This window comes from Streptomyces sp. NPDC006435, from assembly GCF_040612315.1.
In the GTDB taxonomy this organism is placed as follows: Bacteria; Actinomycetota; Actinomycetes; order Streptomycetales; family Streptomycetaceae; genus Streptomyces.
On the sequence record NZ_JBEXPY010000013.1, the window covers coordinates 106399 to 132483 of the forward strand.

Consider the following 26085-nt stretch of genomic DNA (forward strand, 5'->3'; position numbering starts at 1 on the left):
GCACGCCACTCCGCCCGATGCTGGCGGCATGAGCGAGACAACAACCGTCAAGCAGCAGGGCACCGCGGCCTTCTACGGCCAGGCCGTCGCCTCCTTCGGAGTGGCGATGGGCGCGGTGGCCCTCGGTATCTACTCCCTGGACGCCGACGCCTGGGTCCGCGGGTTCCTCGCGATCGGAGTCCTCTACCTCGTCACCTCCTGTTTCACCCTGGCCAAGGTCATCAGGGACCGCCAGGAGGCGGGGCGGATCGTCAGCCGGGTCGACCAGGCCAGGCTGGAGAAGATCCTCGCCGAGCACGACCCCTTCCAGAAGCTCTGATCCGCCCGGGGGCCCCGGCCCGTCCCGGACCCCGGCCCCCGAGCACCGCCCCCGGACCCTAAGCGCTTGCTCAGGGGCGCGGTATGGTGTTCGTCCTGCTGATGAGAGGGGCGAGGGACGATGAGCACGGCGGAGGAGACCGACGGCGACGCGCCGTGGGCCGAGGTGACGCCCGAGGCGGCCAGGCGGCTGCTCGTCGCCGCCGTCGACGCCTTCGCCGAGCGCGGGTACCACGCCACCACCACCCGTGACATCGCGGGCCGGGCGGGGATGAGTCCCGCCGCGCTCTACATCCACTACAAGACGAAGGAAGAGCTGCTCCACCGGATCAGCCGGATCGGCCACGACCGGGCGCTGTCCGTCCTGGAGGCGGCCGCCGACGGCGGCGGCACGGCGGCCGAGCGGCTGGCCGAGGCCGTGCGCTCCTTCGTCCGCTGGCACGCCGAGCGGCACACCACCGCCCGCGTGGTCCAGTACGAACTCGACGCCCTCGGCGAGGAGCACCGCGCCGAGATCGTCGGCCTGCGCCGCAGGAGTGACGCCGTGGTCCGCCGGATCATCGGTGAGGGGGTGCGGGCGGGGGAGTTCGACGTCCCCGACGTGCCGGGCACCACGCTCGCGGTGCTCTCGCTCTGCATCGACGTGGCGCGCTGGTTCAACGAGCAGGGCAGTCGGACGCCGGACGAGGTCGGCGAGCTCTACGCGGGCCTCGTGCTGCGCATGGTCGGCGCCGAGCGGTGACGGCCGCGCGGCGCGCCGCCGGGTGTGCCGCACGGGGTTCGCGCGACGCCGGATGTGTGCCGCACGGGTTCGTGTGATGCCGGGTGTGCCGCACGGGTTCGTGCGGCACCGGGGGTGCCGCGCCGCCGCGGGCAAAGGCGCGGGGCGCGGCGGAGGTCGTCAGAAGTAGTAGCGCGACACCGACTCGGCCACGCACACAGGCTTGTCGCCGCCCTCGCGCTCGACCGTGACGACGGCGGTGACCTGCACGCCGCCCCCGGCCTCCTCGACGCCCGTCAGGACGGCGCTCGCGCGCAGCCGCGAGCCCACGGGCACGGTGGAGGGGAAACGGACCTTGTTCGTCCCGTAGTTGATGCCCATCTTCATGCCCTCGACCCGCATGACCTGCGGGACGAGCGCGGGCAGCAGCGAGAGCGTGAGGTAGCCGTGGGCGATGGTCGTGCCGAACGGTCCGGACGCGGCCCGCTCCGGGTCCACGTGGATCCACTGATGGTCGCCGGTGGCCTCGGCGAAGAGGTCGATCCTCTTCTGGTCGACCTCAAGCCAGTCGCTGTGCCCCAGTTGCTCGCCCACACCGTCGCGCAGCTCCTGCGCGGACGTGAAGATCCTCGGCTCCGCCATGTTCCCGGTCCCTGCCCTTCCAGCTCCATGCCATCCCTGAGCGCACTGTCTAAGCGCTTGCTCAGCATGGTTCGCGGGTGCGTTCCTGTCAACGACGGACCACCGGGTGGGCGGGCAAGTAGGGTTGGATGAGTGCCCCAGATCCCACAGACGCTCCACGAGCTCACGGTCGGACAGCTCTCCGCGCGCAGCGGCGCGGCCGTCTCGGCCCTGCACTTCTACGAGGCCAAGGGCCTGATCAGCAGCCGCCGCACCAGCGGCAACCAGCGCCGTTACGCCAGGGACGCGCTGCGCAGGGTCGCGTTCATCCGGGCGGCGCAGCGCGTGGGCATCCCGCTCGCCACCATCCGGGACGCCCTCGCCGAGCTTCCCGAGGAGCGCACCCCGAACCGCGAGGACTGGGCACGGCTCTCCGCGGCCTGGCGCTCCGAACTGGACGAGCGCATCAAGCAGTTGGCCCGGCTGCGGGACCACCTCACCGACTGCATCGGCTGCGGCTGCCTGTCGTTGGAGAACTGCGTGCTCTCCAACCCGAACGACATCTCCGGCCAGCGGATGAGCGGTTCGCGCCTGATGCCGGAACGCCCGTCGACCGAACGCCCGTCGACCGAACGCCCGTCGACTGAAAACCCGTCGCCCGAATGCCCGCCGGGCGACTGCCCGTAGCCCCGGGGGCCGGGGCCGGGCGGGCGTCACCGGGGAGGTGCCGCCGGGCCCCGCGCGTCATGCCACCGAGGCGAGATCCCGGCGCCGCGCGCCCCGGGCCGCGGCCAGCGTCCCCGGCGTGAGCACCGGCTGCGGCACCACGATCCCGCACCCCGCGCACACCGGTCCCGGGGCGGGTCCGTCCCCGCCCTCCTCCCGCCAGTGCATCTCGGTCCCCGCGCACACCGGGCAGGCCGTGCCCGGCCCGGACTCCAGGGCCGCGATCAGCCGGCGCAGCACCTCGGCGAGCGGCGCCGACGGGTGCACCGCCGGGTCCGCGCAGCGGGCGACCCCGTGGCCGCCCCGGACGTGCCGGTGCCAGTCGTCGAACGCGCCGGGTCTGCGCAGCCCGTCGTGCTTCTCCCGTCTGCGGCGTTCGGCGAACCCCGCCTCGTGGCCCAGCCAGACCACCCGCGCCGCTTCCAGCTCGTCCAGCGCGCGGATCAGCCGCGCCGGGTCGGGGGAGCGGTCCTCGGGCTCGATGCCGTGCCGGGCGCACAGATGGTGCCAGGTCGCCCGGTGCCCGTACGGCGCGAACCTCTCCAGGCACTTGCGCAGCGAATACCGCCGCAGTGCCAGATCGCTCCGCGGGTCGCGGACCTGTCTCGCAAGACTCCGAAAACCGGCCATTGCACTGCCACCTCCGTCGCTCGTACTTCGCCGTCGTCGTACTTCGGTGTCAATGAGTTGACGTACGGCCCCCCGATTTGGATCCCGGGACGGCGAAGAGGTGCCCGACGGGAGGGTGGCGCGGCATCGCGCGGCCGGGGGGAACGGCGCCATGTGATGATTCAGAAAATGTGACGGTTGCTCATCTTACCGGCGGGGCCTACCGCCAGTAACCTCCGGCCCACAGGCCACTTGGAGGAGCGCTCATGCCCCCACGCACCGTCAAGCTCAGAGCCGCCACCGTCGCGGCGGTCCTCGCACTCGGCGCCGCTCTGCTCGCGGCCTCGCCGCAGTCCGGCGCGGCCGCCGCGGAACCCGCACCCGTCACCGACTACTGCCGAGGACAGTGCGACGACATCCTGCCCCCCGGCGAGAACGGCAACGCCACCCTCGTCGAGATCCTCGGCAACAAGACGATCGGCACGCACCCCGCCCACAGCGACGACCAGCTCGACCGCTACAACGGCCTGGTGGCCGGGCACACCGGCCTCACCGACCAGAAGCTCACCGAGTTCTTCAACGACGCCTCGTTCGGCGTGCCCGAGGACCAGGTCGAGTCCGTCACCTCGCCGCGCAGCGACGTCACGATCACCCGCGACAAGGCGTCCGGCGTCCCGCACATCAAGGGCACCACCCGTTACGGCACCGAGTTCGGGGCCGGGTACGCGGCCGGGCAGGACCGGCTGTGGCTGATGGACCTCTTCCGGCACATCGGGCGCGGCGAGCTGACCTCGTTCGCCGGCGGCGCGCTCGCCAACCAGGGCCTGGAGCAGCAGTTCTGGCCGCAGGCCCCGTACACCGAGGCCGACCTGGAGGCCCAGGTCGAGTACATCAGGACCCATGAGGGCGCCCGCGGCGAACAGGCCATGGCCGACGCCCAGGCGTACGTCGACGGCATCAACGCGTACCGCGAGAAGTCCAAGAACGGCCGATACTTCCCGGGCGAGTACGTCCTCACCGGCAAGATCGACGCCATCACCAACGTCGGCGAGATCCAGCCGTTCAAGCTGACCGACCTGATCTCCATCGCCTCCGTGGTCGGCGGCCAGTTCGGCGGCGGGGGCGGCGGCGAGGTGCAGGCGGCGCTCTCGCTGCTCGCCGCCCAGCAGAAGTACGGCGTGGCCGAGGGCACCAGGGTCTGGGAGTCGTTCCGCCAGCGCGAGGACCCCGAGGCCGTGCTGACGGTGCACGACGGCACCTCGTTCCCGTACGCCCGCAAGCCCGACCAGGCGCGCGGCACCGCGCTCCCCGACGCCGGGTCCGTCACGGCCGAACCCCTCATCCACGACCGCACCGGCTCCGCGGGCACCGACCGGAAGGCGCCCGTCGAGGCACCGGCCGGGCTCAAGAAGGCCCAGGGCATCCACGACGACGGCGTCATCCCCGAGGGCTCGCTGCCCGGATCGGGCACCGGCGCCCAGAAGCGCGGCATGTCCAACGCCCTGCTGGTCTCCGGGAAGCACACCGCGAGCGGCAACCCGATCGCCGTGTTCGGACCGCAGACCGGCTACTTCGCCCCGCAGCTGATGATGCTCCAGGAACTCCAGGGGCCCGGCATCAGCGCCCGCGGCGTCTCCTTCGCCGGCGTCGGCATGTACGTCCAGATGGGCCGGGGCCAGGACTACGCCTGGAGCGCCACCTCGGCCGGCCAGGACATCACCGACACCTACGCCGTCGAACTGTGCGAGCCCGACGGCACCACGCCCACCAAGGAGTCCACGCACTACCTGAACCGGGGCACCTGCACCGCCATGGAGACGCTGTCGCACACCAACTCCTGGAAGCCGACCGTCGCCGACTCCACGGCGGCCGGCTCCTACCGGATGCAGGTGAGGCGCACGGACTACGGCATCGTCACCCACCGCGCCACCATCGGCGGCAGGCCCGTCGCGTACACCTCGCTGCGCACCACCTACCGCCACGAGGCCGACTCGATCATCGGCTTCCAGATGTTCAACGACCCGGACTACGTCAAGGACGCCGCCTCCTTCCAGCGGGCGGCGAGCAACATCGACTACGCCTTCAACTGGTTCTACGCGGACTCCCGCACCGCCGCCTACTACAACAGCGGCATGAACCCGGTGCGCGCGGCGGGCGTCGACCCGGCGCTGCCGGTGCGGGCCGAGCGGGCCTACGAGTGGCAGGGGTACGACCCGGCCGGCAACACCGCCCAGTACACCGCGTTCGCCGAACACCCGCACTCCAGCGGCCAGGACTACTACGTCTCCTGGAACAACCGGCAGGCCGAGGGGTACGCCACGGCGGGCTTCGGGTTCGGCGCGGTGCACCGCGGGGACCTGCTGGACGACCGGGTGGCGAAGCTCGTCGAGGAGGGCGGGGTGACCCGGGCGTCCCTGACCCGGGCCATGGCCGAGGCCGCGGTCACCGACCTGCGCGGCGAGCAGCTGCTGCCCGAACTGCTGAAGGTGATCCGCTCCGGACCGGTCACCGACCCGGAGCTGAACACCGCCGTCCAGCAGCTGGAGTCCTGGCGGGCGGCCGGATCACAGCGCCGGGAGACCGCTCCGGGATCGCACGCGTACGGCCACGCCGACGCGGTACGGATCATGGACGCGTGGTGGCCGAAGCTGGTCGAGGCGGAGTTCGCCCCCGGGCTCGGCAACGAGCTGTACGGGGCGCTGACCGCCAACCTCGCCACCGACGAGTCCCCGGCGGCCGGCCACGGCCCGAGCGGGGCGCACAGCGGATCGGCGTTCCAGTACGGCTGGTGGGGCTTCGTCGACAAGGACCTGCGCCAGGTCCTGGGACAGGAGGTCGAGGGACCGCTGGCCCGGACGTACTGCGGCGACGGGGACCGGACCGTCTGCCGTGACGTGCTGCTCGCGGCCCTGAAGCAGGCCGTGGCGGAACCGGCCACGGAGGTCTACCCCGGGGACGGCAGCTGCAAGCCGGGCGAGCAGTGGTGCTCGGACTCGATCGTCCACCGGGCGCTGGGCGGGATCACCCAGAAGGCCATCCACTGGCAGAACCGGCCGACGTACCAGCAGGTGGTGGAGTTCCCCGCCCACCGGTAGACGGACCGGGGAACGGATCGCGAGGGGCGGGGACCGCGGTCCCCGCCCCTCGCTCGTGCCGCTTCCTCACCCGGCGCCGATCCGGCCCGCCGCCACGAGCCGCGTCGGCTCCCCGGCGGATGCGCCCGGCGTCCCGCCGGACGCGGGGGGACGGCCACGGCCCGGACGTCCGGGTGCCGCCGGGGATCAGCGCAGGTGCGCGGCCGTGACGCGGGGGAAGTGGACCAGGACGTCGTACATGGTGCCCAGCCGGTGCGGGGCCTCGGAGCCGGGCCACGGGTAGGCCGTGCCGATCGACCGCGAGGTGCGGGTGCCGCCCAGCCAGGCGCGCGCGGCCCCGGTCGCCGTGCGCAGGTCCAGGTAGTAGGGGCGTTCGGAGACCCGGTCCAGGGTGTGCTCGTTGCTGTCGGCGGGCAGCGGGCCGAGCGTGAACTTCCGCATCGGCCCGCCCGGCCGCTCGGTGTCGTTGGCGTTGAACGAGCCCCGTCCGAAGGTCGTGCCGACGCTCACGTACTCCTTGCCGAGCAGGTCCCGCAGGAACTCGCCCTGGAGCCTCGGGTAGTGGGCCGGGTCGGTGGTCTCGTAGCCGATGTGGCCGTTGTGCGCGGACAGGAGCATCCGGTCGCCGGTCCTGCGCTGCCACCACACCGTGTTCTCCGCCATGGTCCGGTCGCGGTACAGCATGGCCTCGTGGACGTGCTCCTCGCCGAGGTCGAACGCGTGCAGGGTGCCGACCTGGGCGATGGCCCGCGCGTTCTGCACGGCCCAGGCGCGCTCCTCGGCGCTCTTGTCGCCCCTGGCCGCCTTGTCGGGCTTCGCGGGCCGTTGGCCCTCCAGCAGCGCCAGCGCGCGGTTCACGTCCGCCGACATCCGCTGCCGCTCGGGCCTCGGCTTCTCCAGGTACCGCTTCATCCACTCGGCGGTGGGCGCGTTCGGCCGCGACGTCCGGTACAGCTCCTTGAAGCGGGGGAGCAGCGCCGGGTGGTGCTCGGCCACGTAGCGCTCGACCCGGTCGAAGAGCGAGGGATCCGCGAAGCCGAGGTCGTTGCCCATGAAGTGCACCCGGTGGTCCGGGTGGCGGACGTTGTGCTGCCGCATCCACCGGATGAGGTCCAGGTACTCCTGGTTGTTCCAGAACGGAGTGTCCAGGGTGTCCCGCATGATCTTCGCGGGGTCGCCCTCGCCGGTCTGCACGTACGCGTCGATCAGCAGCCCGCCGCCCCAACTGGTCTCCAGGGAGAAGGTGGTGAACCCCTTCTCCTCGACGAGGTGCTCGAACATCCGGTGCTTGTTCCTGAAGAACTCCGACGAGCTGTGGGTGGCCTCGCCGACGCCCACCACCTTCGCGTCGCCGACCATCCGCTCCAGCGGGCGCAGATCGGTCAACGGCTGTGCGGTGCGCGCGAGTTCACGGGCCGGGTCGGGTGCGGATGAGGTGGTGCGCGGCCCGGCCCCCGCCACTGGGGCCAGGGACCCCAGACAGAGGGCGGTGAGCAGACCGAGCAGCGGAAGGCGGTGCCGTGTGCGCAGTTCCATGCCCACCACCCTTCCGGCCCGCCCCGGCGCGGGACAGAGGGACAGCACCCCTCCCGTGCGGGGGTCAGCACCCGTGCACGGGAGGGGGCGTACTCCCCTCGGCGGCGCCCTCTCAGCGGTACAGCAGGTACGACTTCCGTACGGTGCGGAAGGCCGCCAGGTCGGCCTGCCACGCGCCCACGACCTCGTCCGTGTCCGCGCCCGCGTCGATCATCGTGCGGACCCGGGTGTTGCCGGTGAGCTTGTCGATCCAGTTGTCGGACCGCCACGCGAACCCGCTCCAGCTCCGCTTAGCCGTCACCAGCAGCGCGATCCCGGTGCGCACCGGGTCGAAGGCCTCGCGGTCGTGGACGTGCAGCTGCACGCCGCCGACCGTCTTCCCCTGGAACTTGGAGAACGTCGGCGCGAAGTACGCCTCGCGGAACGCGACCCCGGGCAGGTCGAGCGCGTTCGCCGCCGCGGCCCAGCGGTGGTCGACGCCCTCCGCGCCGAGCAGTTCGAACGGCCGGGTGGTACCGCGCCCCTCGGAGAGGTTGGTGCCCTCGAACAGGCAGGTCCCCGAGTAGACGAGCGCGGTGTCGGGGGTGGGCATGTTGGGGCTCGGCGGCACCCACGGCAGTCCGGTTTCGTCGAAGAAGTCCGAGCGCCTCCAGCCGGACATCTTCACGATGCGCAGGTCGACCGGGCGCTCGGCGAAGAACTCCGCGTTGAAGAGCAGCGCCAGCTCGGTGACCGTCATGCCGTGCGCCTGCGAGATCTCCCGGCGGCCCACGAACGTGCCGAACGCCGGGTCGAGCACCGGCCCGAGCGCCGCCCGCCCGGTCACCGGGTTCGGCCGGTCCAGGACGACGAACCGTTTGCCCGCGAGCGCCGCCGCCTCCATGCAGTCGTACAGCGTCCAGATGTAGGTGTAGAAGCGGGCGCCCGCGTCCTGGATGTCGAAGACCACCGTGTCCACGCCGGACGCGGTGAAGACGTCGGCGAGCGGCTGACCGCTCTTCAGGTACGTGTCGTAGACCGGCAGTCCGGTCGCCGGGTCGTCGTACCGGCCCTCCGAGCCGCCGGCCTGGGCGGTGCCGCGGAAGCCGTGCTCGGGGCCGAAGACGGCGATCAGGTCCACCCGGTCGTCGGGGTGCATCACATCGACGATGTGCCGCACGTCGGAGGTGATCCCGGTCGGGTTGGTGACGATCCCGACCTTCTCGCCCCTCAGCAGGGAGTAGCCGTCCGCCGCCAGCCGGTCGAAACCGGTGCGGACCCGGCCGTGTCCCCGGCCCGACGCGGGGGCGGCGTTCGCGGCCCCGGTCCCGGCGGCCGTCGCCGCGAGCGCCCCCACCGCACCGCCGGCGGCCAGCAAACCACGTCTGGACAGGCTCATTCGGCTACCTCCATGATCGCGACCTCTGTCATGGTCACGCACGCTAGCGCGCGTTCAGGCCGTACGGAATGAGCCGGACGTGACGGGTGTGACGGGTGTGCCTGCCAAGCGGTGCCGGTCCCGTCGGCCCGCCGCGTCATCCCCCTTCGCCCCACCGGTCCCGGCGCGTCGCCTCCTCCGCCCCTCCGTCCCTCCGCGTCCACCGCTCCGTCCGGCCGCGTCCGCCCCTTCCGATTCGACATACCGACCGGTTAGTCTGCCGGTGGAGTCGGCTGAGAGAGGCGGGACCGATGGGTGACACGGTGCGGGGCGCGGGCGTGGTGGTCACGGGGGCCGGAGGCGGCATCGGCGCCGCACTGGCCCGCCGGTTCGCCGAGGAGGGCGCGCGGGTCGTGGTCAACGACCTCGACGCGGCCGGCATCGGGCCGCTGGCCGAGGAGATCGGCGCCGTCGCCGTCGCCGGCGACGCCTCACTGATCGTGGACGAGGCCCGGGACGCCCTCGACGGCACCATCGACGTCTACTGCGCCAACGCCGGCCTCGCCTCGCCCGGCGACGTGCTCGCCGACGAGGAGGTCTGGGCCGCGGCCTGGGACGTCAACGTGATGGCCCACGTCCGCGCCGCCAGGGCCCTGCTGCCGGCCTGGCTGGAGCGCGGCAGCGGCCGGTTCGTCTCGACCGCCTCCGCCGCCGGACTGCTGACGATGATCGGCGCCGCCCCGTACAGCGTCACCAAGCACGGCGCCGTCGCCTTCGCCGAATGGCTCTCCCTCACCTACCGCCACCGCGGAATCAAGGTCCACGCGATCTGCCCGCAGGGCGTGCGCACGGACATGCTCGCCGCCGCCGGTTCGGCGGGCGAACTCGTCCTCGTCCCCGGCGCCATCGAGCCCGCCGCGGTCGCCGACGCGCTCTTCGACGCCATGGCCGAGGACCGCTTCCTCGTCCTGCCGCACCCCGAGGTCGCCGGGTACTACCGGGCCCGCGCCAAGGACACCGACCACTGGCTCGGCAGCATGAACCACCTCCAGCAGAAGTGGGAGGAGACCCGCGCATGAGCGAGTCCGTCTACGCGGCGAAGCCCTGGCTGCCGCTGCTCAGCGAGGCCCAGCGGGCCCCCGTCCACCCCGCCCGGAGCCTGGTCCACGCCTTCCGGGAGTCCGTCGAACGCGCCCCCGACCGCACCGCCCTCGCCTACTTCGACGGCCGCCTGGGCTACCGCGAGACCGACGCGCTCTCCGACTCGGTGGCCGGCCACCTCGCCGCCGCGGGCCTGGCCCCCGGCGACCGGGTCGCGATCATGCTCCAGAACACCCCGCAGTTCGTGATCGCGCTGCTCGGCGCCTGGAAGGCCGGGGCCGCGGTCGTCCCGCTCAACCCCATGTACAAGTCCGGCGAGGTCGGCCACGTGCTGAAGGACGCCGAGGTCACCGCGGTGATCTGCGCGGACCGGACCTGGGAGGCGTACCTGCGGGACACCGCGGCCGGCGTCCCGGGCGTGCGGATCGCCCTCACCACCAGTGAGCTGGACCTCCAGACCCGCGACGACGAACGCGTGCTCGGCTTCGAGCGGCTGCCGGTGCCCGCGGACACCCACGACCTGGTCGCCGTCGCCCGGCAGGGCCTCGAAGCACCCCGGGGACGCGAACCCGCCCCCACCGACACCGCCCTGATCAGCTACACCTCCGGGACCAGCGGCACCCCCAAGGGCGCCCTGAACTCCCACGGCAACATCATGGTCAACGCCGAGCGGCAGCGCGCCGGGCACCCCGTCGCCGAGGGCTCCGCGTACTTCGCGCTCGCCCCGCTCTTCCACATCACCGGCATGGTGTGCCAGCTGGCCGCCTGCCTCACCAACGCGGGCACCCTCGTGCTCGCGTACCGCTTCCACCCCGGCGTCGTGCTCGAGGCCTTCGCCGAGCACCGCCCCGCCTACACCGTGGGCCCCTCGACCGCCTTCATGGCCCTGGCCGCCCACCCCGACGCCACCCCCGACCACTTCGCCTCCTTCGCGGTGATCTCCTCCGGCGGCGCACCGCTGCCGCCCGCGCTCGTCGAGAAGTTCCGGGCGGACTTCGGCCCGTACATCCGCAACGGCTACGGCCTCACCGAGTGCACCGCCCCCTGCGCCTCCGTTCCCCCGGAGCGGGAGGCCCCCGTCGACCCGGTATCCGGCACGCTCTCGGTCGGCGTACCCGGCCCCGACACGGTGGTCAGGATCCTCGACGAGAGCGGCGCGGAGGTGCCCCTCGGCGAACAGGGCGAGATCGCCGTCCGCGGCCCGCAGGTCGTCTCCGGCTACTGGCGCATGCCCGAGGCCACCGCCGCCGCCTTCCCCGACGGCGAACTGCGCACCGGGGACATCGGCTTCATGGACGGCGCGGGCTGGCTCTACGTCGTCGACCGCAAGAAGGACATGATCAACGCCTCCGGCTTCAAGGTCTGGCCGCGCGAGGTGGAGGACGTCCTGTACACCCACCCCGCCGTCCGGGAGGCGGCCGTCGTCGGCGTCCCCGACCCCTACCGGGGCGAGACCGTCCGCGCCTACGTCAGCCTCCGGCCCGGCTCCGCGGCCGGACCCGAGGAGCTGAACGCGTACTGCCGGGAACGGCTCGCCGCGTACAAGTACCCGCGCGAGGTGGAGATCCTGGCCGAGCTGCCGAAGACGGCGAGTGGGAAGATCCTCAGGCGGGAACTGCGTTCCCCACGGTAGATCCGGTTCGCCCCGGGCAGGGGAACCCGCACGGATCGATCGGGCACGGCACGGAAGGAAGGCGGCGGCAATGACCAAGGCGACGGACGAGGACACCGCTCCCGTCCCCCAGCGACTGCTGGCCGCCGCCACCCGGCTCTTCGCCGAGCGCGGCTACGACCGCACCTCGGTCCAGGAGATCGTCGAGGCCGCGGGCGTCACCAAGGGCGCGCTCTACCACTACTTCGGGTCCAAGGAGGACCTCCTCCAGGAGGTCTACTCCCGGGTGCTCCGGCTCCAGCAGGAGCGCCTCGACGCCTTCGCCGACGCCGACGCCCCCGTCGAGCGGCGGCTGCGCGACGCCGCCGCCGACGTGGTCGTCACCACCATCGAGAACCTCGACGACGCCTCGATCTTCTTCCGTTCCATGCACCACCTGAGCCCGGAGAAGAACAAGCAGGTACGGGCGGAACGGCGCCGCTACCACGAGCGCTTCCGGGCCCTGGTGGAGGAGGGCCAGCGCAGCGGGGTGTTCTCCACGGCCACCCCCGCGGACCTCGTCGTCGACTACCACTTCGGCTCGATCCACCACCTGTCCACCTGGTACCGGCCCGACGGCCCGCTGGGCCGCCAGGAGGTCGCCGACCACCTGGCCGACCTGCTGCTGCGCGCGCTGCGCCCCTGACCGCCACGGCGGCCGGGGCGCGGCCCCCGGCTACCGGCGGCGCACCTCGGCCATGAAGCAGCCGAACTCCACCGCCCGTACGTGCACCAGCGCCACCGCCGGGTCGGCGAGGACGCCGCTCAGCACGTCGTCCACCTCGGCGGCCCGTTCCACGGGGATCTCCACCAGCGTTCCGCCGAGGATGTGCCCCCGGGCGTCGTAGGCGCGCAGCACCCGGCGGGCGCCGTGCAGCGCGGCCGGATAGCCGGGCCCGGTGGCCGGCCCGGCGCACTCCTCGGCGTGGATGAAAACGGGACCGCATTCGTCGTACGGGCCGGGCTCGGCCCCCGTCCCGGCCGCCCAGCGGCGCAGCGGCGCGTACGAGACCAGGACGATCCGTTCACCGGCCGCGCTGCGCCGCAGGCAGCAGCGGAGCGGGGCACCGCCCTCGGGGTCGGTGACGGGGAGGCGGGCGACACCGGCGTCGTCCCGCTCGCGCAGCTGTTCCAGCACGTCGGGTGCGATGGCCCGCGTCTCGTGGAGTGTCGTCGTGTCGTGGAGTGTCGTCATGGCTCCAGCATCGGCACCGCCCCGTCCCCGTACCGGCGGAAAACGGACGTCGCGCTGGGGGACCGCGTACAGCCCTGCTCGTGGTCCGGCACACGGCCCTTCCCGTGATCCGGCGCACGGCCCCCTTCGTGGTCCGGACCGGTCAGCCGGTCGAGGAGGGCCTCCGCGGCCGGATTGCGGGGCCGGGGCGCCCGCCCCGCGAGGACCACCGTCCGGCCGGGCTCGGGCTGGCGGATGCTCACGCACGGCAGCCCCGCGTCCTCCCCGATCCGCCGCGGCACGATCGCCACCCCGATGCCGGCCCGCACGAGATCGACGAGCAGCCGGATCTGGGTGACGTCACAGGTGATCCGGCGCTCCAGGCCGCAGTGCGCGGCCAGCCGCCGCACCGCGGTCTCCAGACCGGTGCCCGCGCGGAAGTCCACGAACGGCTCGTCGGCGAGGTCCTTGATCAGGGTGCGTCCGGCGGTCGCCAGCCGGTGGCCCGGCGCGGTGATCAGCACCAGGTCCTCGTGCCAGGTCGCGAACCCGGCGATGCCGTCGGGGAGTTCGGCCGCGTCCGGCGCGAGATAGGCGAGGTCCAGCTCACCGGCCCGGAGCCCCTCGACCAGCTCCGGCGTCGTCGCCTCGCGCAGCGAGATCTGCACCCCCGGCCACAGCCGGTGGTACGAGGCCAGCTCGGCCGCCAGGTCCACGCAGGTCAGGGTCTGGATCGTGCCGATCCGCAGCCGGCCGGTCGTCAGCCCCGACACGGCCGCCACGGCCTCCCGCGCGGCCCGGGTCCCGGCCAGCACCGACCGGGCCGCGGGCAGCAGCGCCCGGCCCGCCTCGGTGAGCACCACCCGTCGGCCGGTCCGGTCGAACAGTTCGGCTCCCAGCTCCCGTTCGAGATTGCGCACGGAGGTGCTCAGCGCGGACTGCACGATCAGCTCGGCCCGCGCGGCGGCGGTGAAGCCGCCGTGCGTGACCACCGCCATGAAGTGGCGGAGTTGGCGTATCTCCATCCATCCACGTTATCGATGGCAGCCAGCTGATCCATCTGTTGGACCGATCACGGCTATGGGGCGAGGCTGGACGCATGACCCACATCCAGCCGTCCGTGCGTGTCCCGGCACTCTGGAGCGCGGCCTACGGTCCGCGCCACCGCCGGTCCGTCCGCCTCGCCGCCCGGTGCCTGCTGCGGGTGCGCGCCTTCGCCCGCGAGCTGGCGCTGACGGACCACGTGGGGTCCGGCGGCTACTGAGCGCCTGCCGGGCGGGGCACGTACGGGCCGGGACCGCAGCCGAATTCCGTTGGTGGCGGCCGGAACGCCCCGGTTAGCATCCGACGATGCGGAAACCGGCCGACACACACCTCCATGACGCCGTGGACCGGACCGGCACCGGCCCGCTGCCCGGGCCCCCGGACGCACGGGACTGCCCGCCGGACGCCCTGGGACGGCTGATCCGGCACGAGGACCCCGCCCGGCGCCACCTGGGACTGGTCCTGCTCGACGAGCGGCTCACCGCCTGCGGCCCGTCCGGCGAGGAGGAACGGGCCGAGCTCGCCGCGCTGCTGCCGAAGGAGCTCATGGGCCCGCCGGAGGCGGATCTGCTCCTGGCGGGGCTGTACGAGCGGCTCGCCCGCCACCTCCGCGGGCGCCCCCGGCCGTCCTGGCGCACCGCCGGGGAACTGCCGGACCGGGTACGGACCGCCTGGCTGCGCGCCGACATCCTGCACGACCCCGGCGTGCTCCGCGACGGGGCGCCCGGCTTCCCGGACCCCACAGTGCTCAGCGACCCCGCCGTGCTCCGCGACGGGGCGCCCGGCGGACTCCTCCACCGGGCCGTGCGGGAGGCGGACATCACCGCCGCGCACCACCCGGTGCGGCTCGTGGACGAGCTGGCGGCCTGCGCCGATCCGGTCCTGCGGGCCGAGGCGGTCCGGCTGGTCCGGCAGGGCCTGCACGCCGGACTGCTGTCCCCGGGCCCGGCCCGGGCCCGCCTCACCGGCCTGCTCGACACCGACGACCCCCGAGTCGTCGTCGACGCGCTGGCCGAGCTCGCCGAACCGTGGGCGGCGACGGAACCGCTGCCCCGGGGGCGCCTCGCCCCGTTCCTCACCACGGGGGACCCCGTACGGGAGCGGCCCGAGGTCGCCGGGGCAGCCCTCGCGGCCGCCGCCCGCCACGGCCATCACGACCTGCTGCGACAGGCCGTCGAGGACCCCGGCCTCCCGCCGGCCCTTCGCCGCCGAGCCATGGAACTGCTCGGCGACCTGGCGGACCGCGACGACATCGGCGCGCTGACGGCCGTCGCCGCGCGCGACCCCCTGCTCCTCGGCGGACCCGCGATGACCTGCCTGCGCGGCCTCCACCGGCGCGGGCACTTCCCGCGGGACCCGGACGTCCCGGCCGTCGTCGGCCTCGCCCTGGCCGACCACTCGATCCCGCCCCGCGAGGCGGCGACCGTCCTCTTCACCGCCCGGAAGGAGATGCTCCGGGTGCTGACGGAGGCGGCGGTCGACGACCCGGCCTGGCCCCGGCGGCTCGCCCTGCTGGTGGCCCTGGCCGGGCAGGGGGCCGACGACCTGCCGGTCGGGGAGGCGGTCACCGGGCTGCTCCCGTCCGCCCCCGACCCCGCGCCGTTCCTCGACGCGATCCGCGAACTGCGCCACGAGGACGCCGAGGAGGCCGTGCTCGCCCTGCTTCCCTCGGCACCGGCCGCGGCCCTGGAGACCCTGGAGGCGATCGGCGGGCCCCGCACCGTACGGGCCCTGCGGGACGGGCTGGGAACCGAGGCGGACCCCCCGGCCCCGGACGGGATCGCGCCCCACCTGCGCGCCGTGCGCGACCGCGCCCTCGAAATCCTCTGGCAGCTCACCGACGACCCGGCACGGCGCCACGACCTCCTCGCCCGGCTAGACCCCCTCGCCCTGCCGCCCCGTGTCGCGGCCGGACTCGGCGGCCCCGACGAACGGGAACTGGCGCTGCTGAGCTCCCACCTGGACCCGGACGAACCGGTGGCGGCGCTGTGCAGGCTGGCCGCCCACGGCACCGCCGCCACCCTCCCGGCCATCGCCGACCTGCTGCTGCGCGTCGTGGCCGACCGGGCGGCGTCGTGGCGCCCGGACGCCCCCGCCCGCACCGGGGAGCACGGGCAGCCGGCCGGTGAGCCCGTGGTGCCGCAGGAGGTCCTGGACGCCGTGGCCGCCCTGGGCCGCAGGCTCCACGGGCGGGGCGCGATCAGACCGGTCTGCCTGCTCGGCGCCGCGGACGCGCGGGAGGCCGGTCACGCCCTCGTCGCCACCACGGCACTGGACCTGCTGGACCGGCCCGGACTGTCCGACGCCGAACGGGCGATCCTCCTCGAAGCGCTGCTCCGGGCCCCCTGGGCGGGCACCCGGGCCCGGGTGCACCGGATGCTGCGCCACCGGGACCGGCACGTGCGCAAGCACGTCATCGCCCTCCTCGCCCGCGACACCACCGGCGAGGACGCGCAGGCGCTGTCGGCCTCGCTGACCGCGCTGACCACCGCCCGGGACGTCCAGACCGTGCGCCAGGCCCTGCACGCCCTGGGACACGCCCGCGCCCACTGGGCGAGCACCGCGATCGCCGCGTGCCTGGACCACCCCAACATGAACATCAGGAAGACCGCGGCCCAGGCACTGGGCCGCGCAGGCACCCCCGCGGCGCTCCCGGAACTGCTGTCCAGGCTCGGGCGCGACGACAACCCCGGACTGCGCACCGCACTTCTCGCGGCCCTGCGCACGATCCTCGGCGACGCCTGCGCGGCCACCCTGCTGGCCGCCGCCGAGCACAGCCCCGACGCCCGTTCCCGCGAACTGCTGCTGGCGGGTCTCGACGGAGCCCTCACCGTGCGCGCGATCCTCGCGCTGGAGGAGCAGCGGTCCCCGGTGGCCGCCGAACTGCTCGCCCTGGTGGCGTCGGGCCGGGTCGCGGCGGCTTCCGGGGACGTGGATGCCCTCGCACCGGCCCTGGCCCGGCACGGACTCGCCGTACCGGACGCCGGGCGGTCATCGGCGGCCGACGAGGCGGACCGGGAGGCGGACCGGGACGTCGCGGCACTGGTGGCAGGGGGCTGGAACCCCTCGCTCGCCCTGCGGATCGCCGACCGGGACGGGCCGCTGCGCCCCGGCCGGGCGGACGAACTGCGGCCGATGCTGGACCACTGGCTCCACCTGGCCGCCTCCCGGCCCGCGCACCGGCGGAAGGTGATCCGGCTCGTACTGCGGATCTGCACCACACCCCGGTCCACCCGGGAACTCACCTCCCGCCCCCGGTCCACCCGGGAGCCCGTCTCCCGCACCTGGTCCGCCGGGGAGCTCACCTCCCTCGCCCGGTCCGCCGGGGTGCTGCTCGACGCGCTCGCCGACGCCCGGGACGAGGACCGCCACGATCTGATCGCCGTACTGGAGGAGGCCGCGCCGATGACGACGGCCGCCCGGAGGCCGTCCGCCATCGCCTCGGTACGGGTCCTGCGCCCCGCCCCCGCCGCACCGCACCGGTCCACGCTGACGCTGCTGCGCCGCCTCGGCGCGGTGCCGGTCCGCGCCGACCTCGACCGGGCACTCGCGGGCGCCCGGCTCGGCGCCGACCCGTGGCGGGCCGAAACCGCCGTGCTGCGCGAGGCGTTCACCGTCCCGGAACCCGGTACGGACCCCCTCCCCGCCGGGACCAGGGCCTGGCGGGCGGCCCTGGAGACGGCGGTGCGCACCCCGGACGGGGTCGCGGAGTTCCGCCGCCGGGACGACGGCACGATCCCCTCGCGGGACCGGCTGGACGCACTGATCGAGGCCCACCGGGACGCCGACGACCCGGCGGTGCGGGAGGCGCTGCTCGACTGGCTGACGTTCCTCCAGCCGCTCGACGCACCGCCGTGCGCCGCTCCGGAGGCCGACCGCGCGGCGCCGCCCCCGAGGAACGTCCGCGCCGACGACCTCGACCAGCCCCGCTCGGCGGCCCAGTACGAACGGCTGCTGGCCATGCTGGAATCGGACGCGGCGGACCGCAGGAACACCGCCGCACGGGCACTCGCGCGATGGCCCGAGCCCGAGGCCCGGCTGGCGGTGCTCCGCGCCCATCTCCGCGGACGCGTGGAACTGCCCCCCGGCGCCGGCCCGGCCCGCGCACTGGCCCGGATCGACGGGGCGGAGCTGCGCGGCGACGGCGTACGGCCCGACCTGGTGGCCCGCGCGGCGGCCCGGCTCGGCCCGGCGGAGCGCGAACCGCTGGTGCCACTGCTGCTGGAGTGGTGGGAACACGCCCCGGCCGGGCTCGGGGCGGAGATCGCCGGGACACTGCGCGCCCACCCCGCCGACGCGCTGGCCGAGGCCCTGGGCGAGCGGCTCGCCGCCGGGGCCTGGGGCTTCCTCGACCTGCTCGTCGGCCGGCCGCTGCTGCGCACCCCCGCACTGACGGAGACCTGCCGCCGCCTGCGCGCGGAGGGCCGGGACGAACTGGCGGACCGGCTCCGGCTCGTGGAGGGCCCGCTGCGCGGCCCGGACGCCGCACGGCGGGACGCGGACGCGCTCGCGGCGCTGCGCGCACGCGGCACCGCCGCACCCGCCGACCCCGCCCGCCCGCCGACCCGCCGGGAACTGCTGGACCTGGCCCGCGCCGGAACCCCGGAGCAGATCTGCCGGGCCCTCACCGAACTGGCCGGCGCGCACCCCGGCCCGGACGCCGACCCGGACCGCCGACTCCACGAGCTGCTGGACGAGTTGATCGCCCATCCCCGGCCCGAGGTCCGGCTGCGCGCGCACCGGACGTCACGGGTGATGCTGGACCGGCCGGCCCATCTGCGGCTCACCGCGTCGCTGCTGGACGATCCGCGCCCCGACGTGGTGCGGATGGCGATCCGTACGCTCTGCCGCGCCGGCTGGGAGCCCGCGGCCCCCGCCGTGACGGGGCTGCTCGCCCATCCGCACGCCGTCGTGCGCGGGGCGGCGGTCGAGGGACTCGTCGAGCTGGGCCCGGCGGCGGTCCCCGTCCTCCGCAAGGCCGCCGCCCGCGCCCGCCCCGACCGGCGCTCCCGGTACACCTCGGTGCTCGACCGGATCGGGAACCCGGAGGACGGGGCTCCGACCGGCCGTTGACGAAAGACGAAAGACGAAAGACGGAAGGCGGAAGACGAAAGACGAAAGACGGAAGGCGGAAGGCGGAAGGCGGAAAGGGCGCGGGGCGGTGGATGCCGGTCGCCCCGCGCCCACCGCCCCGCCCCGCACCCGTTCCCGGGGCGCCGCCTACGACACGTACCGCTTGATCTCCCGTCGCGCCAGCGACCGCTGGTGCACCTCGTCCGGGCCGTCCGCCAGCCGCAACGTCCGTGCCGCCGCCCACAGTTCGGCCAGCGGGAAGTCCTGGCCGACCCCGCCCGCGCCGTGCAGTTGCACCGCCCGGTCGAGGATGTCGACCACCGCGCGCGGAGTGGCGATCTTGATGGCCTGGATCTCCGTGTGCGCGCCCCGGTTGCCCACCGTGTCCATCAGCCACGCCGTCTTCAGGACCAGCAGCCGCAGCTGTTCCACCGTCACCCGCGCGTCCGCGATCCAGTTCTGCACGACGCCCTGCTGGGCGAGCGGCTTGCCGAAGGCCGTACGGGAGACCGCCCGTCGGCACATCAGCTCGATCGCCCGCTCGGCCATGCCGATCAGCCGCATGCAGTGGTGGATGCGACCCGGCCCCAGCCGCGCCTGGGCGATGGCGAAGCCGCCGCCCTCCTCGCCGATCAGGTTCCCGGCGGGCACCCGCACGTCCGTGAAGGAGACCTCGGCGTGGCCGCCGTGGTAGTGGTCCTCGTACCCGTACACCTGCATGGCGCGGCGCACTTCGAGCCCCGGGGTGTCGCGGGGGACCAGGATCATCGACTGCTGGCGGCGGATGTCGGAACCGTCAGGGCCATCGGCAGTCGCTGTCTTGCCCATCACGATGAAGATCTCGCAGTCCGGGTTCATCGCCCCGGAGATGTACCACTTGCGGCCGTTGATGACGTAGTCACCGCCGTCGCGCACGATCCGGGTCTCGATGTTCGTCGCGTCCGACGAGGCCACATCGGGTTCCGTCATCGCGAACGCGGAGCGGATCTCCCCGGCGAGCAGCGGCTCCAGCCACCGCTTCTTCTGCTCGTCCGTGCCGAACTGGAAGAGGACCTCCATGTTCCCGGTGTCCGGGGCCGCGCAGTTGAGCGCGGTCGGGGCCAGCTGCGGGGAACGGCCGGTGATCTCGGCGAGCGGGGCGTACTGGAGGTTGGTCAGCCCGGCCCCGTACTCCGCGTCGGGGAGGAAGAGGTTCCACAGGCCCTGCCGCCGCGCCTCGGCCTTCAGGTCCTCGACGATCTGCGGGGTCTGCCACGGGGAGGCCAGCAGCGCGCGCTGCTCGTCCGCGGTCCGCTCGGCCGGGTGCACGTGCTCGTCCATGAAGGCGAGCAGCCGGCCGCGCAGCTCCTCGGTACGGGTGTCGAATGCGAAGTCCATGGGTGATCAGCCTTCCTGGAGGGTGCCGAGCCCGTGCTCGATGAAGACGGGGACGAGATCGCCGATGCGGTCGAAACCGGCGCCGACGGTCCGGCCCAGGGTGTAGCGGTAGTGGATGCCCTCCAGGATCACGGCGAGCTTGAACCAGGCGAACGCCGTGTACCAGGAGATGGCCGAGGTGTCCCGGCCGGAACGGGCGGCGTAGCGCTCGATCAGCTCGGCGGGCGAGGGGTGGCCCGCCGCACCGCTGGTGGTGGAGACGGGGGAGTGCGCCAGGCCGAGGTCGGAGCTGTACATCACCAGCAGGCCGAGGTCGGTCAGCGGATCGCCGAGCGTCGACATCTCCCAGTCCAGGACGGCCTTGATTTGGTCGTCGGCGCCGATCAGGACGTTGTCCAGGCGGTAGTCGCCGTGCACGACGGTGGGCGCGGGCGAGCCGGGAAGTTCGCGCCCGAGCGCGGCGTGCAGTTCGTCGATGCCGGGCAGTTCGCGGTTGCGGGAGGCGTCCAGCTGCTTGCCCCAGCGGCGCAGCTGCCGGTCGAGGAAGCCCTCGGGCCGCCCGAAGTCGTCGAGCCCGACGGCCCGCGGGTCCACCGCGTGCAGCTCGACCAGGGTGTCGACGAGGCCGAGCACGGCCGCCCGGGTGCGTTCGGCGCCCAGCGGGGCGAGCTGCTCGGCGCTGCGGTACGGGGTGCCCTCGACGTACTCCATGACGTAGAAGGGCGACCCGATCACCGTCTCGTCCTCGCAGAGCAGCACCGGCTCGGGCACCGGCACGGCCGTCGGGTGCAGCGCGCTGATCACCCGGTGCTCCCGCTTCATGTCGTGCGCGGTGGCCAGCACATGGCCCAGCGGGGGCCTGCGGACGACCCAGCGGCCGGTGCCGTCCGTGACGACGTACGTCAGGTTCGACCGGCCGCCCTCGATGATCCGGGCGTCGAGCGGTCCGCTCACCAGCCCCGGCCGCTCGCGGTCGAGGTGTCCGCGCAGCCGATCGAGGTCGAGACCTGGCGGGTGGACTGGGCTCATCGTGCGCACCTCCGGATGTAAGACGGTCGCCGCCCATGATGCCGACCAGTCGGTATGTCGTCCAGGGGGCTCCCGTCGCCCGGTGCGTCGGGCCCGGTCCGGATCGGGCCGGAGTCTGGTGTTCAGTCGCATCCCTGAATAGAGTTCACGTATGAATACAGAGCTGCTGATCGACGAAGTCCGGCTGACCCCGATCCTGATCGCCGACCCGCCCCTGCTCAACACCCAGGGGGTCCACCAGCCCCACACCCCCCGCCTGGTCGTGGAGGTCGTCACCCGCGGTGGCGTCACGGGCGTCGGGGAGACGTACGGGGACGGCAGGTACCTCGAACTCGCGCAGCCGCTCGCCACCGCACTCGTCGGACGTTCGGTCAGTGATGTGAACGGGCTGTTCACCCTGGCCGACGAGGTGTGCGGTGATTCACGCGCGACCGACGACCGGGTCGAGGCGGGCGGACTGCGCGGTGTCCAGACCGCCGACAAGCTCCGGCTCTCCGTCGTCTCCGGCTTCGAGGTCGCCTGCCTGGACGCGCTGGGCAAGGCCCTCGGCCTCCCCGTGCACGCCCTGCTCGGCGGGAAGGTCCGCGACCGCGTCGAGTACAGCGCCTACCTCTTCTACCGCTGGGCCGCCCACCCCGAGGGCGGCGAGCGGGACGACTGGGGCGCCGCCCTCGACCCGGCCGGCGTCGTCGCCCAGGCCCGGCGCTTCGCCCGCGAACACGGCTTCTCCTCCTTCAAGCTCAAGGGCGGCGTCCTCGAACCCGACCGGGAGATCGCCGCGATCCGCGCCCTGGCCGAGGAGTTCCCCGGCCGGCCGCTGCGCCTGGACCCCAACGGCGCCTGGTCCGTCGAGACCTCGCTGTACGTCGCCGAGCAGCTGAAGGGCGTGCTGGAGTACCTGGAGGACCCGGCGACCGGCACCGATGCGATGGCCGAGGTCGCCGCGGCCACCGACGTGCCGCTGGCCACCAACATGTGCGTGACCACCCTCGCCGAACTCCCGGACGCCTTCGCCCGCGGCGCCGTGCAGGTGGTCCTCTCCGACCACCACTACTGGGGCGGGCTGCACCGCACCCGCGAACTCGCCGGGATCTGCCGCACCTTCGGCGTCGGGCTCTCCATGCATTCCAACACCCACCTCGGCATCAGCCTGGCCGCGATGACCCATGTCGCCGCCACCGTCCCCAACCTCGACTACGCCTGCGACAGCCACTACCCCTGGCAGACCGAGGACGTCATCACCACCCGCCACGTCTTCGAGGACGGCCGGCTGACCGTGTCCGACGCCCCCGGCCTCGGCGTGGAACTCGACCGCGACCGCCTGGCCGCACTGCACCGGCGCTGGCTCGACGACGACGGCACCATGCGCGAGCGCGACGACGCGGCCGCGATGCGCAAGGCCGAGCCGGACTGGCGGACCCCCGCGATCCCGCGCTGGTGACGGTACGGACCCCCGGCCCGTACCGGGCCGGTCCGAGTTGCGGGCGCCCCGGCCCGCACCGACGGTCGGTACATGAAGGCGATCAGCTACAGCAGGTACGGCGGGGCCGACGTCCTGGAGTACGGGGAGCGGCCCGACCCCAAGGTCGGCCCGGACACGGTCCTGGTCAAGGTGCGGGCCGCGGCGGTCAACCCGGTCGACTGGAAGGCCCGTGAGGGACACCTCGACCCCGTCCTGGACGCCGTGTTCCCGGTGATCCCCGGCTGGGACGTGTCCGGCGTCGTGGTCCAGCCCGGCATCGGCGTCGAGGAGTTCGCGGTCGGCGACGAGGTCATCGGTTACGTGCGGGAGGACTTCCTCTGCCGCGGCACGCTCGCCGAGTACGTCGCCGCCCCCGTGCGGGCCCTCGCCCGCAAGCCCCGGAACCTGGGCTTCGAGGAGGCGGCGGGCCTGCCGCTGGCCGGTCTCACCGCCCACCAGGTGCTGCACCGCGCCCTGAAGGTCCGAGCCGGCGACACGGTCCTCGTCCACGCGGCTGCGGGCGGCGTCGGCTCGTTCGCCGTCCAGCTCGCCCGGCACGCGGGCGCCCGCGTCATCGGCACCGCGAGCGAGCACAACCACGACCACGTCCGGCGGCTCGGCGGGGAACCGGTGGCCTACGGGGACGGCCTCGCCGGCCGGCTGCGGGAACTGGCCCCGGACGGCGTCGACGCCGCGTTCGACACGGTCGGCGGCGAGGCGCTCCGGATCTCCGCCGAGGTGCTGAGGCCCGGCGGGAGGCTGGCGTCCATCGCGGACGCCGAGGTCTTCTCGTACGGCGGCCGCTACGCCTATGTGCGCCCGGACGCGGAGGACCTCGCCCACCTGGCCGAACTGGCCGAACAGGGCGTCGTCACGGTCCACGTGGACCGGGTGTTCCCGCTGGAGGAGGCGGCGGAGGCCCACCGGCTGAACGAGCAGGGGCGCACCCGGGGAAAGATCGTCGTCACCGTGCCCTGGGAGGTCCCGGAGGTCCCGGAGGTCTCGGACGTACCGGCCGACTGACCGGCGCCGCTGCCACCGCCGGCCCGGCTCCCGGCGCCGGCGCCGGGCCGGGCGGTCTCAGAACAGCAGGGCGACGGCGAACACCGCGAGCGCGATCGTGCACGCCGCCGCGGCCAGCGCGTCGCGCGTGGACAGGGGCCGGGGCCGCGCGGTCCCCATCCCGAGCACCCGCAGATGCGCCACCCGCAGGAACCCCAGCCAGACCAGCGCGCTCAGCGCCACCGCGACGGCCCCGGTCGCGCTCACCCCGCCGTGCAACGCCTGCCTGACCGCCAGCAGCGCCACCACCGTGCACGACAGCGTCGTGCGCCGCCACGCCAGCCGCGTCCGCTCGGGCTGCAGCCCGGGGTCGCGTTCCTCGGTGGTCACCGGCCCTCCCAGCCGAAGAGGACCACCACCACCATCGCCACGGCGACGACCGCGACGGCGAGGCCGAGCAGCGTCGGGAACCGGGAGACCGGAAGGTCCTCCCCGCGCCGCATCGCCCGCTCGCACCGCACCCAGTGGTTGACCGCGCGCAGCGCGCACAGCACCCCGGACGCCAGCAGCGCGAGCGCCAGACCGGCCCGGACGCCCCAGGCCAGCTCCGGCAGGAACTGGTCGACCGCGAAGCCGCCGCCGATCAGCGCCAGAGCCGTCCGGATCCAGGCGAGGAAGGTGCGCTCGTTGGCGAGCGAGAACCGGTAGTCCGGTGTCTCGCCCTCCTCGCGGATGCGCTGCGGCGCGAACCACAGCCGCAGGCCCCGCACGAATTCGTTCACATCCGGACCTTATCCGCCGATTTCCGCGGAAGGGTGCCGACCGGGCTCACGGGGCCTGCCCGGCCGCCCGCAGCGCCCGCAGCCGGTGGTACGCCTCCAGCCCGTCCGGCACCCACTCCCAGTCGTCGATCCGCTCCGCGAGCTCCGCCTCGGTGAGGAAGGAGTGCCAGGCGACCTCCTCCACCTGCGGGTCCACCGGCAGTTCGCACCGCACCCGGTAGACGGCGGACCACCAGGAGTGCTCGCCCTCGTAGAGGAACTTGAAGAGCGGCTCCGGCCGGGGGAGCCCGGACACCCCCAGCTCCTCCTCGGCCTCCCGCAGCGCCGCCTCCTCGTAGGACTCCCCGGCGCCGACCACCCCGCCGACGAACATGTCGTAGCGGGACGGGAAGACCAGCTTGGTCGGGGTCCTGCGGTGGACGAAGAGACGGCCGTCGGCGTCCCGCACCTCGATGAAGACGCAGCGATGGCGAAGGCCCCGCGCGGTGGCCTCACCACGCGGGGCCCGCCCCACGACCACGTCGTTCTCGTCGACGATGTCCAGTACCTCGTCAGAAGGGTTCATGCTTCCCATCCAACATCAGGACACCGCCGGACGATCACTGGCCCATGACGTACTTCACGGTCGGCCCCGTGGTCCAGCCGCCGTCCACCGCCAGCTCGGCGCCGGTGACGTACGAGGCGGCGTCCGAGAGCAGGAAGACGACCGCCTCCGCGATCTCCGGGGCCTCGCCGACCCGGCCCATCGGGGTGTTCGGGTAGTTGCCGTCGCCCTGCTGGATGCCGACGGACGCGGTCATCGGCGTGTAGACCATGCCCGGGTGCACGGAGTTCACCCGGATCCTCTCCGTGCCGAGCTCCACCGCGCCGACCTTCGTCAGGCCGCGCACGCCCCACTTCGACGCGCCGTAGCTGGACGTCAGGGCGAGGCCCATCAGGCCGGCGGCCGAGGAGATGTTGACGATCGAGCCGCCGCCGTTCTCCTTCATCACCGGGATCACGGTCTTCATGCCGATGAAGACGGCCGTCAGGTTGATGTCGATCACCTTGCGGAAGTGCTCGACGGTCTCGGTCTCCAGCGGCTGGCCGGTGGACACCCCGGCGTTGTTGACCAGCCCGTCGATGCGCCCGAACTCGGCGACGGCGAACTCGGCGACGCGCTGCCAGTCCTCCTCGGAGGTCACGTCGTGGTGGACGAAGCGCGCCTTGCCGCCCAGCTCGGCGGCGGTGGCGGCGCCCTCCTCGTCGAGCACGTCGGTGATCACCACGTCGGCGCCGCCCGCCACCGCGAGACGGGCGGCCTCGGCGCCCAGGCCCCGGGCGCCGCCGGTGATGATGACGGTCTTGTCGGTGAGGCTGTTCTTGTCGCTCATGTCGCTTCCTTCATGTGGTGCAGGTGCGGGTGGT

Annotated in this window: 23 protein-coding genes; 11 read left to right on the forward strand and 12 right to left on the reverse strand. The window is 73.8% G+C overall.

Going from position 1 to position 26085, the window contains the following annotated elements; translation table 11 throughout:
• Positions 1 to 28: 28 nt before the first annotated feature.
• Both ABZZ04_RS15940 and ABZZ04_RS15945 read left to right on the forward strand, forming a co-directional pair.
• Entirely contained in the window at positions 29 to 319 is a 291-nt protein-coding gene (locus ABZZ04_RS15940; RefSeq protein ID WP_356932793.1) for a YiaA/YiaB family inner membrane protein, read from the forward strand.
• Between the two features lie 120 nt (positions 320 to 439).
• Positions 440 to 1060, forward strand: coding sequence for a TetR/AcrR family transcriptional regulator (locus tag ABZZ04_RS15945; protein ID WP_148833760.1), 621 nt, complete (start codon positions 440 to 442; stop codon positions 1058 to 1060).
• Positions 1061 to 1219: 159 nt separating this feature from the next.
• Here the strand turns inward: ABZZ04_RS15945 and ABZZ04_RS15950 are convergent, their stop codons facing one another.
• A complete protein-coding gene (locus ABZZ04_RS15950; protein WP_356932794.1) occupies positions 1220 to 1681 on the reverse strand; it encodes a MaoC family dehydratase in 462 nt (153 codons plus the stop codon).
• Positions 1682 to 1813: 132 nt separating this feature from the next.
• Here ABZZ04_RS15950 and soxR point away from each other — a divergent pair, with 132 nt between their 5' ends.
• A complete protein-coding gene (soxR, locus tag ABZZ04_RS15955) occupies positions 1814 to 2347 on the forward strand; it encodes a redox-sensitive transcriptional activator SoxR (protein WP_356932795.1) in 534 nt (177 codons plus the stop codon).
• A gap of 57 nt (positions 2348 to 2404) precedes the next feature.
• On the opposite strand, the gene ABZZ04_RS15960 is transcribed toward soxR, so the two are convergent.
• Positions 2405 to 3016 carry a hypothetical protein gene (locus ABZZ04_RS15960; RefSeq protein WP_356932796.1) on the reverse strand — a complete coding sequence of 204 codons (612 nt, stop codon included), beginning with the start codon at positions 3014 to 3016 and terminating at the stop codon, positions 2405 to 2407.
• 245 nt (positions 3017 to 3261) lie between these two features.
• Between ABZZ04_RS15960 and ABZZ04_RS15965 the strand changes: the two genes are divergently transcribed.
• Positions 3262 to 6090: a penicillin acylase family protein gene (locus tag ABZZ04_RS15965; RefSeq protein WP_356932797.1), complete on the forward strand. Its 2829-nt coding sequence runs from the start codon at positions 3262 to 3264 to the stop codon at positions 6088 to 6090.
• Between the two features lie 186 nt (positions 6091 to 6276).
• On the opposite strand, the gene ABZZ04_RS15970 is transcribed toward ABZZ04_RS15965, so the two are convergent.
• Together ABZZ04_RS15970 and ABZZ04_RS15975 are read right to left on the reverse strand one after the other, a co-directional pair.
• Positions 6277 to 7626, reverse strand: coding sequence for an erythromycin esterase family protein (locus ABZZ04_RS15970; protein ID WP_356932798.1), 1350 nt, complete (start codon positions 7624 to 7626; stop codon positions 6277 to 6279).
• Between the two features lie 112 nt (positions 7627 to 7738).
• Entirely contained in the window at positions 7739 to 9004 is a 1266-nt protein-coding gene (locus ABZZ04_RS15975; RefSeq protein ID WP_356932799.1) for a DUF1343 domain-containing protein, read from the reverse strand.
• Between the two features lie 290 nt (positions 9005 to 9294).
• Between ABZZ04_RS15975 and ABZZ04_RS15980 the strand changes: the two genes are divergently transcribed.
• The 3 genes from ABZZ04_RS15980 to ABZZ04_RS15990 all read left to right on the forward strand — a co-directional run bounded on the left by ABZZ04_RS15980 (position 9295) and on the right by ABZZ04_RS15990 (position 12381).
• Positions 9295 to 10062, forward strand: a complete 768-nt coding sequence (locus ABZZ04_RS15980) for an SDR family oxidoreductase (RefSeq protein ID WP_356932800.1) — start codon at positions 9295 to 9297, stop codon at positions 10060 to 10062.
• Positions 10059 to 11717, forward strand: a complete 1659-nt coding sequence (locus ABZZ04_RS15985) for an AMP-binding protein (RefSeq protein WP_356932801.1) — start codon at positions 10059 to 10061, stop codon at positions 11715 to 11717. Before ABZZ04_RS15980 ends, ABZZ04_RS15985 begins: the two co-directional genes overlap by 4 nt.
• 70 nt (positions 11718 to 11787) lie before the next feature.
• Entirely contained in the window at positions 11788 to 12381 is a 594-nt protein-coding gene (locus ABZZ04_RS15990) for a TetR/AcrR family transcriptional regulator (RefSeq protein WP_356932802.1), read from the forward strand.
• Between the two features lie 30 nt (positions 12382 to 12411).
• Here the strand turns inward: ABZZ04_RS15990 and ABZZ04_RS15995 are convergent, their stop codons facing one another.
• The gene (locus tag ABZZ04_RS15995; RefSeq protein WP_356932803.1) at positions 12412 to 12930 is read right to left on the reverse strand and encodes a DUF1203 domain-containing protein; all 519 of its coding nucleotides are present in this window, start codon (positions 12928 to 12930) and stop codon (positions 12412 to 12414) included.
• Positions 12927 to 13934: a LysR family transcriptional regulator gene (locus ABZZ04_RS16000; protein WP_356932804.1), complete on the reverse strand. Its 1008-nt coding sequence runs from the start codon at positions 13932 to 13934 to the stop codon at positions 12927 to 12929. Before ABZZ04_RS16000 ends, ABZZ04_RS15995 begins: the two co-directional genes overlap by 4 nt.
• 74 nt (positions 13935 to 14008) lie before the next feature.
• On the opposite strand from ABZZ04_RS16000, the gene ABZZ04_RS16005 reads away from it, so the two are divergent.
• Together ABZZ04_RS16005 and ABZZ04_RS16010 are read left to right on the forward strand one after the other, a co-directional pair.
• Positions 14009 to 14173, forward strand: coding sequence for a hypothetical protein (locus tag ABZZ04_RS16005; RefSeq protein ID WP_283850813.1), 165 nt, complete (start codon positions 14009 to 14011; stop codon positions 14171 to 14173).
• A gap of 86 nt (positions 14174 to 14259) precedes the next feature.
• Entirely contained in the window at positions 14260 to 19026 is a 4767-nt protein-coding gene (locus ABZZ04_RS16010; RefSeq protein ID WP_356932805.1) for a HEAT repeat domain-containing protein, read from the forward strand.
• Positions 19027 to 19173: 147 nt separating this feature from the next.
• Here ABZZ04_RS16010 and ABZZ04_RS16015 read toward each other — a convergent pair whose 3' ends face one another.
• On the reverse strand, positions 19174 to 20403 hold the full coding sequence (locus tag ABZZ04_RS16015; RefSeq protein WP_356932806.1) for an acyl-CoA dehydrogenase family protein: 1230 nt from the start codon (positions 20401 to 20403) through the stop codon (positions 19174 to 19176).
• Between the two features lie 6 nt (positions 20404 to 20409).
• Complete coding sequence (locus ABZZ04_RS16020) at positions 20410 to 21432, reverse strand: phosphotransferase family protein (protein WP_356932807.1); 1023 nt, start codon at positions 21430 to 21432, stop codon at positions 20410 to 20412.
• A 151-nt stretch (positions 21433 to 21583) separates the two neighbouring features.
• Between ABZZ04_RS16020 and ABZZ04_RS16025 the strand changes: the two genes are divergently transcribed.
• Together ABZZ04_RS16025 and ABZZ04_RS16030 are read left to right on the forward strand one after the other, a co-directional pair.
• On the forward strand, positions 21584 to 22873 hold the full coding sequence (locus tag ABZZ04_RS16025; RefSeq protein WP_356932808.1) for a glucarate dehydratase family protein: 1290 nt from the start codon (positions 21584 to 21586) through the stop codon (positions 22871 to 22873).
• A 72-nt stretch (positions 22874 to 22945) separates the two neighbouring features.
• Positions 22946 to 23917, forward strand: coding sequence for an NADP-dependent oxidoreductase (locus ABZZ04_RS16030; protein WP_356932809.1), 972 nt, complete (start codon positions 22946 to 22948; stop codon positions 23915 to 23917).
• A gap of 57 nt (positions 23918 to 23974) precedes the next feature.
• Here ABZZ04_RS16030 and ABZZ04_RS16035 read toward each other — a convergent pair whose 3' ends face one another.
• Genes ABZZ04_RS16035 through ABZZ04_RS16050 form a run of 4 tightly spaced genes read right to left on the reverse strand, consistent with a single transcriptional unit; the run spans position 23975 to position 26051 of the window.
• Positions 23975 to 24286, reverse strand: coding sequence for a DUF202 domain-containing protein (locus ABZZ04_RS16035; RefSeq protein WP_356932810.1), 312 nt, complete (start codon positions 24284 to 24286; stop codon positions 23975 to 23977).
• On the reverse strand, positions 24283 to 24678 hold the full coding sequence (locus ABZZ04_RS16040) for a DUF202 domain-containing protein (RefSeq protein WP_356932811.1): 396 nt from the start codon (positions 24676 to 24678) through the stop codon (positions 24283 to 24285). Before ABZZ04_RS16040 ends, ABZZ04_RS16035 begins: the two co-directional genes overlap by 4 nt.
• A 46-nt stretch (positions 24679 to 24724) precedes the next feature.
• Positions 24725 to 25243 carry an NUDIX domain-containing protein gene (locus ABZZ04_RS16045; protein WP_356932812.1) on the reverse strand — a complete coding sequence of 173 codons (519 nt, stop codon included), beginning with the start codon at positions 25241 to 25243 and terminating at the stop codon, positions 24725 to 24727.
• 34 nt (positions 25244 to 25277) lie between these two features.
• The gene (locus ABZZ04_RS16050) at positions 25278 to 26051 is read right to left on the reverse strand and encodes a glucose 1-dehydrogenase (protein WP_356932813.1); all 774 of its coding nucleotides are present in this window, start codon (positions 26049 to 26051) and stop codon (positions 25278 to 25280) included.
• Positions 26052 to 26085 lie beyond the last annotated feature (34 nt).